Annotated in this window: 11 protein-coding genes and 2 riboswitches; of the genes, 10 read left to right on the plus strand and 1 reads right to left on the minus strand. The window is 37.0% G+C overall.

Going from position 1 to position 8,474, the window contains the following annotated elements:
- Positions 1-265: 265 nt before the first annotated feature.
- The 9 genes from ACIQYS_RS22070 to ACIQYS_RS22110 all read left to right on the plus strand — a co-directional run bounded on the left by ACIQYS_RS22070 (position 266) and on the right by ACIQYS_RS22110 (position 7,170).
- Positions 266-1,333, plus strand: a complete 1,068-nt coding sequence (locus ACIQYS_RS22070) for a phosphate/phosphite/phosphonate ABC transporter substrate-binding protein (RefSeq protein ID WP_402985132.1) — start codon at positions 266-268, stop codon at positions 1,331-1,333.
- 88 nt (positions 1,334-1,421) lie between these two features.
- Positions 1,422-2,204, plus strand: a complete 783-nt coding sequence (gene phnC, locus ACIQYS_RS22075) for a phosphonate ABC transporter ATP-binding protein (RefSeq protein WP_402985134.1) — start codon at positions 1,422-1,424, stop codon at positions 2,202-2,204.
- Positions 2,197-3,012: a phosphonate ABC transporter, permease protein PhnE gene (phnE, locus tag ACIQYS_RS22080; protein ID WP_402985136.1), complete on the plus strand. Its 816-nt coding sequence runs from the start codon at positions 2,197-2,199 to the stop codon at positions 3,010-3,012. Before phnC ends, phnE (ACIQYS_RS22080) begins: the two co-directional genes overlap by 8 nt.
- A gap of 12 nt (positions 3,013-3,024) precedes the next feature.
- Complete coding sequence (phnE, locus tag ACIQYS_RS22085) at positions 3,025-3,834, plus strand: phosphonate ABC transporter, permease protein PhnE (protein WP_402985138.1); 810 nt, start codon at positions 3,025-3,027, stop codon at positions 3,832-3,834.
- A 120-nt stretch (positions 3,835-3,954) separates the two neighbouring features.
- Positions 3,955-4,001, plus strand: a riboswitch (PreQ1 riboswitch).
- A 127-nt stretch (positions 4,002-4,128) separates the two neighbouring features.
- Positions 4,129-4,629 (plus strand): preQ(1) synthase, encoded by a 501-nt coding sequence (gene queF, locus ACIQYS_RS22090; protein WP_402825148.1) that lies wholly within the window; start codon positions 4,129-4,131, stop codon positions 4,627-4,629.
- Positions 4,630-4,648: 19 nt separating this feature from the next.
- A riboswitch (PreQ1 riboswitch) is annotated at positions 4,649-4,692 on the plus strand.
- 51 nt (positions 4,693-4,743) lie between these two features.
- Positions 4,744-5,403: a 7-cyano-7-deazaguanine synthase QueC gene (queC, locus tag ACIQYS_RS22095; RefSeq protein ID WP_402985140.1), complete on the plus strand. Its 660-nt coding sequence runs from the start codon at positions 4,744-4,746 to the stop codon at positions 5,401-5,403.
- A 3-nt stretch (positions 5,404-5,406) separates the two neighbouring features.
- Positions 5,407-5,880 (plus strand): 6-carboxytetrahydropterin synthase QueD, encoded by a 474-nt coding sequence (gene queD / locus ACIQYS_RS22100; protein WP_402985142.1) that lies wholly within the window; start codon positions 5,407-5,409, stop codon positions 5,878-5,880.
- A complete protein-coding gene (queE, locus tag ACIQYS_RS22105) occupies positions 5,873-6,601 on the plus strand; it encodes a 7-carboxy-7-deazaguanine synthase QueE (protein WP_402985144.1) in 729 nt (242 codons plus the stop codon). The genes queD and queE overlap by 8 nt, the downstream gene beginning before the upstream one ends.
- A gap of 29 nt (positions 6,602-6,630) precedes the next feature.
- Complete coding sequence (locus tag ACIQYS_RS22110; protein WP_402985146.1) at positions 6,631-7,170, plus strand: VUT family protein; 540 nt, start codon at positions 6,631-6,633, stop codon at positions 7,168-7,170.
- A 75-nt stretch (positions 7,171-7,245) separates the two neighbouring features.
- Here ACIQYS_RS22110 and ACIQYS_RS22115 read toward each other — a convergent pair whose 3' ends face one another.
- Positions 7,246-7,902 (minus strand): GntR family transcriptional regulator, encoded by a 657-nt coding sequence (locus ACIQYS_RS22115; protein ID WP_402985148.1) that lies wholly within the window; start codon positions 7,900-7,902, stop codon positions 7,246-7,248.
- Positions 7,903-8,102: 200 nt separating this feature from the next.
- On the opposite strand from ACIQYS_RS22115, the gene ACIQYS_RS22120 reads away from it, so the two are divergent.
- Positions 8,103-8,393, plus strand: a complete 291-nt coding sequence (locus tag ACIQYS_RS22120) for a CoA transferase (protein ID WP_483880192.1) — start codon at positions 8,103-8,105, stop codon at positions 8,391-8,393.
- Positions 8,394-8,474: the final 81 nt, after the last annotated feature.

The raw sequence follows: 8,474 nt of genomic DNA on the forward strand, positions 1-8,474 counted from the left end.
AAATCATTCCTTCGAATCCAGTGTATAAAATTCAAAAAGTGATAGTCTACAAGAGAAGGTTGGATTATCATTTACACAAAAATATTGACAGTCCCGTTATAAAAAATAAAAAATGGCACTTAAAAATAAAAAAGATAATAGAAGAGAAATAATTAATTTAACCTTTATAAGCGTGAAATAATATTTACAAAAATCCAACACTTTGTTAATAGTTGGTAACTAAACTAGTAAAGAATTCTATTTGCAAGAGGAGGAAATTTGTTAGATGAAAAAATACATTTATTTGGGTGTTACATTTTTATTGGCACTTTTTTTAGTTGCCTGTGGAAATAATGAAACTCCAGCAGAATCCAATGGGGTATCAAGTGATGCAACTAATGAAGAAACGATTACTCTTGAAAAATTGTCGATCGGATTTGTTCCTTCAAGAGATCCAGAAGAAATTATCACAGCAACTGAACCACTAAAAAATTTATTAACAGAAGAATTAGCAACACTTGGTTATAAAGTAGATGAAGTCGATATCACTGTTGGTACTAACTATGAAGCAGTTGGTGAGGCACTTTCAGCTGGAACTACTGATATCGGTCTTATCCCTGGTGGCACATATGTACTATATGATGACGGTGCAGAAGTAATCTTAACTTCTACTCGTGCTGGACTAAGTAATGATTCAGATTCTGCGAAAGACTGGAATGCTAACGAGCCAACGAAACCAACTGACACGCAAGCCACTTCTTACCGTGCATTAATTATTGCTGGCCCATCTGAAAAAGGAAAGGCGATCGCTGCGAAAATTAATAACGGGGAAGAATTAACATTTGAAGATGTAAACAGCGCAAACTGGAGTGTTATGTCATCTTCATCACCAGCAGGCTATATTTATCCAGCATTGTGGTTACAAGAAAATTTTGATAAAACTATTACAGATTTGGCGAATGTTGTGCAAGTTGACTCTTACGGAAGTGCATTTGCTCAATTAGCAGTTGGACAAACGGACGTGTTAGTAACATATGCAGATGCTCGTCGTGACAACGAAGAAAAGTGGACTACAGAATTTAATCGTACAGCTTCCATTTGGGAAGAAACAGATGTAATTGGTGTTACACCAGGAATCTATAACGATACTATTAGCGTAAGTAAAAACTCTAAAATTATGGACGATGCGCTAAAACAAGCTTTACAAAAAGCTTTCATTAACATTTCTAAAACAGATGCAGGAAAAGAAGTTATTTCTATCTACAATCACGAAGGATACAAAGAAGCGGTTGACGCAGATTATGACAATGAACGTAAAGCACAAGAAATCGTACAACAATTAGGATCAAAATAAAATATTTAATTATTTCAACCAAAAGGATGGGGACATTTAATTAATGTTCTCATTTTTTAACGTATTAAGAAATTGATTGGAGATTATAATGATTAAATTTATTGGTGTTGAGAAAAAATATCCAAATGGTTTATTAGCTTTAAATAACATAAACTTGACTATCGAAAAAGGTGAATATGTTGCTGTCATTGGATTGTCTGGTGCAGGAAAGTCGACGTTAATCCGGTGTATTAATCGTATGCATGACATTACGGATGGTAAGCTCATCGTAAATGATGTGGAAGTAGTGAAACTAAGAGGTCAAGAAGTTCGCCAATTTAGAAGAAATATAGGCATGATTTTTCAATCTTTTAATCTTGTTACACGTACAACGGTATTGAAAAATGTCCTAGTTTCCTTCGTACCTGATCTGCCTCTTTGGCGTAAAATCTCCGGTATATTTACGAAACAACAAAAAATGCAAGCTTTAACTGCACTCGATCAAGTAGGCATTTTGGATAAAGCATATACACGAGTAGACCAACTATCAGGCGGACAGCAGCAACGAGTGGCACTCGCGCGAACTTTAGCACAAAATCCCGATATTATTTTAGCAGATGAGCCTGTAGCTTCATTAGACCCTGTAACAGCGGGTCAAGTTATGGATGATTTTAAAAAAATTAATCAAGAAATGAATATTACAGTTATCATGAATATTCACCATGTCGACTTAGCATTAGAATATGCAGATCGTATTATCGGCATCAGAAAAGGTGAAGTAGTCTTTGATGGGAAGTCTTCTATGGTGGATCAAAGCGTGTTAGATCACATTTATGGACGTGCACAATCGAGTGAAGTTAGTGAAGAAGGGGCACAGATGAATCATGTTTGACAAAATATTTGTTCCGAAGAAAATCATATTACCTAACGGAAAAGTAGTTTTGGAAAAAAGATCTTACACCCCGTTGATACTATTAATATTGCTCATCGCTACAATCATTTCGGTCCGTATTACAGGATTTAGTATGGAAGTAATAGTGAAAAGAATCAAAGAGTTTTTCTTCATCTTAGATCAAATGATTCCCCCGAACTGGGAATACACCCCTAAGCTTTGGCAACCATTAATGGACACAATAAAGATGTCATTACTTGGTTCAGTGTTAGGGGCAGCTGTAGCGTTACCTGTTGCTATTCTAGCTTCCTCCAATATTATTAAAAGTCCGATAGTCGTTTCTATCGTTAAATTTTTACTAAGTATTCTTCGAACTTTGCCAACTTTAGTAGCAGCACTTATTGCAACATTTATATTTGGTTTAGGTACGATGGCAGGTACTGTTGCAATTTTTTTATTTACGATTGCGTATGTTGCAAAGCTGTTGTATGAGCAAATTGAAAATGCGAATATGGACGCATATGAAGCGATGGAGTCGATGGGTTTGACTCGGATTCAAGCATTTCGATACGCAATATTTCCCCAAGTTTTGCCCAACTATTTATCCACTTCTTTATTCTGCTTTGAAGGGAACGTTCGTTATGCCTCGATTTTAGGATATGTAGGTGCAGGTGGTATTGGTCTTCTATTAAATGAGGGAATCGGCTGGCGAAATTATGCAAATGTCGGCATAATTCTGCTCATGCTTGCCATTACAGTATTCATCATCGAAAACATAAGTGAACATTTCAGAAAGAAGTTAGTTTAAGGAGGAAATTGTATGAATGCTATTGAAAAGCAACTGCTGTCAGAAAAGAAGAATTATCAATATATTACATGGATTTTCATTATTGTTTTTATATTATTTATTTGGTCGCTTTCAGCGATTCAACTGAATAATATGGGGGCAAGTGGCTTAACGATTGCGAAAAATATTATAGCTGGTATTTTACACCCAGATTTAGATTTACTCCTTAACTTTACGGAAAAAGGTGTCGCTTACTTACTCATTGAAACAATGGCTATTGCCTTTTTAGGAACAATTATTGGCGCTATTTTAGCAATTCCACTAGCTTTTCTATCAGCTTCCAATGTTGTGCCAAAGCCGCTTGCCTTTGTGACGAAAATATTATTGATTGGCATACGTACAATTCCAGCAATTATTTACGGATTAATGTTTATTCGTGTAACTGGTCCAGGCCCATTTGCGGGAGTTTTAACGATGTCATTAACATCCATAGGAATGCTATCGAAACTATACGCAGATGTTATTGAAGACTTAGATACTAGCGTCTTAGAATCGATGACATCCATTGGTTGTACAATGTTTGAAAAGATCCGTTATGGCATTATCCCACAATTATTTGCCATGTTTTTATCTATTGTTATTTATCGATTTGACATGAATTTACGCGATGCATCTGTATTAGGACTAGTTGGTGCTGGAGGAATCGGCGCACCACTCATCTTTGCAATGAGATCCTATCGCTGGGAGGAAGTTGGGTCTATTTTAATTGGGTTAGTACTCCTGATACTAATCGTTGAATTTATATCCAACAAAATTCGAAATAAACTAGTAAGAGGATATTAGATTAGCAGAGGATACATACAGCGGAGTCGTTTCATCTTAAAGCGATACGACCATTTAAATATAAATGTCTATTTGACGTTTTCCAAAGTATTCTATAATATAGATAAGTACCCGACTTAATCGGGAGAGGTTCATAGCTGATACCCTCTATAAAAAACTATGGATACATGACTTTTCGCCATGTCCATATTTGGACATGGCTTTTTTTATGTAATATCCAAAAGTTTGGAATAGAATCATTGGTCTAGCCTCTCTTAAAAGTGTTGGGAAACATTTTACAGGGAGGTTTTTATTATGTCTGGCAGAAGCCAAGAAGAAGGTTTGAAGGATTTGACTTTGTTAGGTAATCAGGGAACTCAATATTCATTTGAGTATGCACCGGAAGTATTGGAGTCGGTAGATAGTCTGCATTCTAATCGTGATTATTTCGTGAAATTTAATTGTCCAGAGTTCACTAGTTTATGTCCGATTACACAACAGCCTGATTTCGCAACGATGTACATATCGTACATACCGGATAAAAAAATAGTAGAGAGTAAATCACTAAAGTTATATTTGTTTAGTTTTAGAAACCATGGCGATTTCCATGAAGATTGTGTCAACATTATCATGAACGATTTAATTAAATTACTGGATCCAAGGTATATTGAAGTTTGGGGCAAGTTCACTCCGCGTGGTGGAATTTCCATTGATCCGTGGTGCAATTACGGAAGACCAGGTACTAAATATGAAGAGATGGCAAATTATCGTTTGATGAATCATGATCTTTACCCTGAAAAAATAGATAATCGATAATTGAATAGTCCGCGTGATGAAGGAAGAGGTTTTTAGCTACCCTCTTTAAAAAACTAAGAAGAAAACGGCATTCTTTTTAGGGTGCCGTTTTTTCGTTATAAGGGAGTTTTATAGATGAAGCAGGAAAAAGCAATCATTGTGTTTAGCGGGGGTCAGGACAGCACGACTTGTCTGTTCTGGGCAAAAGAACGTTTCAAAGAGATTGAGGCAGTGACTTTCGATTATGGGCAAAGGCATCGTCTTGAAATTGAGTGTGCGAAAGCAATAACAGAGGAACTTGGTATTAAGCATCATATTTTGGATATGTCCCTTTTGAATCAACTTGCACCGAATGCATTGACTCGAGATGACATAGAGGTAGAGGACGGTGAAGAAGGGGGGCTACCTTCGACTTTTGTACCCGGGCGGAATCTACTTTTTCTTTCATTTGCAGGTGTTTTGGCGAGTCAAGTAGGAGCCAAGCATATTGTAACTGGTGTTTGTGAAACGGATTTTAGCGGATATCCCGATTGCCGAGATATGTTTGTTAAATCCTTAAACGTAACGTTAAATTTAGCGATGGACGCTACCTTTGTGATTGATACACCGCTCATGTGGTTGAACAAGGCGCAGACATGGGAGCTTGCTGATAGCCTCGGTGTGCTTGAGTTTGTGCGGGAAAGAACGTTGACCTGCTATAACGGTGTAATTGCAGACGGCTGTGGGGAATGCCCAGCGTGTAAGCTGCGGAATAAAGGGCTTGATGAGTATTTAAGCTTCAAGAAGGAGTCCTGAGGCATGGCCAATTTTAGGATTGTCGATAAGCTTCAAAAAATAGATGTAGATATACAAAGTAATCAATTAAACTATCATTCCAAACGTGTTCTAGTGAGCAAAGAATTTACTTTCGATGCTGCCCATCATTTACATAACTATGAAGGTAAATGTAAAAATCTGCACGGTCATACGTATCGTGCCGTATTAGGATTAAGTGGATACACGGATGAACGCGGTTTGCTGATTGATTTTGGCGATATAAAAGAAATATGGAAACAAAAAATAGAGATTTATTTGGATCATCGTTATTTAAATGAAACCCTTCCGCCGATGAATACAACTGCAGAAAATATCGTTGTCTGGATTTACGAAAAGTTAGCTGAAGCCTTACTTGAGGAACAACGATATAACGGGGCGCGTGTAGAATTTATCAGGCTGTATGAAACTCCGACAAGCTATGCTGAAGCGAGAAGGGAGTGGATGGAAGTTGAGTAAGGTACCTGTTATGGAGATTTTTGGACCGACGATTCAAGGTGAGGGAATGGTAGTAGGCCAGAAGACAATGTTTGTTCGAACTGCAGGCTGTGACTATTCTTGTTCTTGGTGTGATTCATCGTTTACATGGGATGGTAGCGGCAAGCATCTTATTGTACAAATGACGGCAGAAGAGATTTGGTCTGAATTAAAGCGTCTTGGAGGCAATGGTTTTTCCTTTGTTACGCTCTCGGGTGGAAATCCGGCTCTTCTTCGAAATTTGGAATCAGTCATTGCTATTTTAAAAGAAAACGACATAAAGATCGGTGTGGAAACACAAGGAAGCAAATGGCAGGAATGGCTGTATGATATCGATGAACTGACGATTTCGCCAAAGCCACCTAGTTCTGGAATGCTCACAGATTTTTCTATGCTCTCCGATATCATCGGAAAACTTAAAAAACGAAACAGCGAGCAGCATATTTCCCTGAAAATAGTCGTTTTCACTCAAGCGGATTATGAGTATGCAAAGCAAGTTCACCTTCGATACCCAACGATCCCATTTTATCTCCAGGTCGGTAATGATGATATTAAGACGACTGATAATCCACGGCTAATCAACCATTTATTAGAGAAGTACGAAGAGCTGATCGACTGGGTGATTGCAGATGAGGAATTAAGAAATGTCAAAGTACTACCACAGCTACACGCTCTCGTTTGGGGAAATAAAAGAGGCGTATAGCCACAAAAATTTGTTTGAGGAGTAACATCATGAGAATATTATTTTATTTATTATCTATAGTCACCGCAAATGTGGTTACCGCGGCATTTGCACCATTACAGTTTGGCATGTTTATCGTCCCTATGGGAACTCTTTTGATCGGAGCAACCTTCATTTTCCGTGATCTTGTACAAAATAAATACGGAAGGGCAAAGACGTATTTATTTATTGTTTTAGCTTTGGCCCTATCGGCATTGGTTTCATTCATACTTGGGGACACGCTATTGATAGTGGCGGCATCTGCACTGTCATTTGTTGTCGCTGAAACAGCTGATACCGAGATCTATACGAGGTTAAAACTACCAATGGCATGGCGTGTGTTCTACAGCGGAATTGTCGGAGGGTTTCTAGATTCTGCGATTTTCGTAGTAATTGGCTTAAGTCCACTTGGTGCCAATTTTCTTCCTTGGGAAGCTGTACCATTCGCTATTTTAGGACAAATTATCGTGAAAACGGTTATCCAAATGTTCGGTGCGCTGATTTTGAATCAAGTTTATGTACGTAAGGAAAGAAGTCTTATTTCAGAATAACCCAAAAAATAGCCCTCCAATGTATCGAAAGTTTTCGGTTCATTGGAGGGCTTCCCTAGTGATACTCTTCACATTTTACTTAGATTCGATAGCATCTAATATTGTTTTAAAACTACTTTCAATATGGATTCTCATTTCTTTTTCAGCTAAATTGGCGTCTTGATTTTTAATGGCAATAAATATCTTTTCATGATCATCTACAAAATCACTAAAATTACTCAAATGTTCTTTTAATATCCGTGTTCTAATAAATAATATTTTAGTTTTAATAGTATCGCAGATTTTTATCAGTTGTTCATTATTGGATGCTGCATGAATGATATCGTGAAAAGCTTGGTTGAGAATGGTTAAACTTTTCTTGTTGTTGTCTTTCAATGCTTGCTTTGAATCTGAAATCACTTTTTCTAGCTGTATTATTTCATTTGAAGAAATACGTTGAGTAGCTAACTTCGCGGCTAAAGACTCTATACTTATTCTACATTCATAGACATCTGAGATTTCTTTTTTGTCTGGATTGTAAATAGATATAATTTTGTCATTTCTTATTAGCAGACCATCTTTTAATAGCATTTGAAATGCTTCTCTGATAGTTCCTCTACTAACCCCTAGCTGCTCGGCTACTCTCGTTTCAATTATTCTTTCACCTGGAAGAATGTCGCCATCCATAATTTGTTCTTTAATTATATGATAAACCTGGTTATGCAACAGATCCGTTTTTTGTATTTGTGTCATGTGGGCCTCCAATTCTTCTCGACTTATTTTATTATACATATAGACAATACGCTAAACCAATATAGCAATTACCTAGATATTACATCTTCCGACGGTCGACGGTCAACTGTTGACAAAGATATGGGGAGTGGTGTATTATTCGAAATGTCTAAAAATTATAAAAAAGAGCGCTTTCAAAATGAGTTTGAAGAGGTGGAATTATGAATCAGAAGAAAAAATCTGGTGCACTAGAAGGAATAAAAGTTTTAGAATTGGGTTCTCTTGTCGCGGGACCTTTTGCCGGTAGATTATTTGCAGATTTTGGAGCAGAAGTTATTAAAGTTGAACCACCTAAAAAAGGGGATCCAATTAGGAAATGGAGGGTTTTACACGAAGGTACTTCCTTATGGTGGTATGTACAATCTCGAAATAAACAAAGTGTAACCTTAGATTTACGAACAGAAGAAGCTCAAGAAATAATAAAAAAGTTGGCTAAAGATGGACTAACCTAAAATAGTGAGACAATATAAAACACCTTCGGTAATGGTACACTTAAAACAAGTACTTAAATCGGAGGTGTTTTTGCATGGGCA

The sequence above is a fragment of the Psychrobacillus sp. NPDC096426 genome, from assembly GCF_044762745.1.
Lineage (GTDB): Bacteria > Bacillota > Bacilli > Bacillales_A > Planococcaceae > Psychrobacillus.